The sequence below is a fragment of the Nocardia farcinica genome, assembly GCF_029867845.1.
GTDB classification, from domain to species: Bacteria; Actinomycetota; Actinomycetes; order Mycobacteriales; family Mycobacteriaceae; genus Nocardia; species Nocardia farcinica_A.
Genome location: NZ_JARWRU010000262.1, coordinates 1 through 1,305 on the forward strand (window position 1 = coordinate 1; position 1,305 = coordinate 1,305).

General features: G+C 77.0%; 1 protein-coding gene. It reads right to left on the reverse strand.

Annotated elements, in window-relative coordinates:
- A partial coding sequence (locus QH283_RS05395) for a condensation domain-containing protein (RefSeq protein ID WP_280501907.1) occupies window positions 1-1,305 on the reverse strand: 1,305 nt, incomplete at both ends.

Sequence of the window (1,305 nt, forward strand, 5' to 3'; positions counted from 1 at the left end):
GGCGAGAGTGGCGGCGAAGGCGGCGTGCAGCACCATGAACATGGTGGCGCCGCTGCGCGCGGCCAGCTCCCGCAGACCCGCGGTGGTCCCGGCGTCGACGGTCAGGTCGACGGCGGCCCCGCGCAGGCTCGGGCGCGCGGGGCGCGGGCGGTCGGTGGGCAGCGCCAGCTGGGCGGGCAGACCGGCGAGGGTGTCGCGCCAGAAGGCGAGCTGGCGGTGGGCCAGATCGCCGGGACGGTCGGGGGAACCGAGCAGTTCGTGCTGCCAGAGGCTGTAATCGGCGTATTGGACGGGCAGTTCGGCCCAGTCGGGGGCGGCGCCGCGCAGGCGGGCGGCGTAGGCGCGCACCAGGTCGGCGACCAGCGGCGGCATGGACAGCGCGTCGGCGGCGATGTGGTGCACGACGAACACCAGCACGTGCTCGGCGGGCGCGCCGGGGGTCGCGGGTTCGAGGGCGAGCAGGGCGACGCGGGCGGGCAGGTCGGTGGTGACGTCGAAACCGGTGCGCGCCAGGGCGGCGACGGCGGCGGGCAGGCCCGCCTCCTCGACGGTCATGCGGGCCAGCGAGAAGCCGATGTCGGCCAGCGGCAGCACGGACTGGAAGGGGCCATGCGCGTCCTGCGGGTAGACGGTGCGCAGGGTCTCGTGCCTGCCGAGCACGTCGAGCACGGCGCGTTCCAGGGCGGGCACGTCCAGCTCGCCGGTCAGGCGCAGCACGGCGGGCAGGTTGTACACGCTCTCCACGCCATCCCCGGTCCCGTCCCCGGCCTCGGCGCCGTCCTGGACCTCGACGCGGTTGAGGAACCACAGGCGCTGCTGGGCGGGCGAGAGCGGGACGCGGGCCGGGCGCTCGCGGCGGGTCGGCGCGGAAACCGGTGCCGTGTGGGCCGATTCGGGATCGGCGAACGGGCGCACGGCCTCGGCGAAGGCCTCGACGGTCGGCGCCTCGAACAGGGTGCGCACCGGGATGCGCGCGCCGCCGAGCGCGGCGCCGACGCGGGCGGTCACCTGGGTGGCGTCCAGCGAGCTGCCGCCGTGGGCGAAGAAGTCGTCGTCGAGTCCGGCGCGGTCGGCGCCGAGCACCTCGGCGAAGACCTCGGCGACCAGCGTCTGCACCGGGTCGGCCGGGGCGCGGAACTCGGCAGCGCGCAGGGTGGGCGCGGGCAGCGCGCGGCGGTCCAGCTTGCCGCTGGTGTTGAGCGGGAACTCGGCCAGCGCCACGACGGCGGTGGGCACCATGTAGGCGGGCAGGCGGCGGGTCAGCGCGGCGCGCCGGGCGGCGGTGTCCACGCCCGCGCCCGGGGG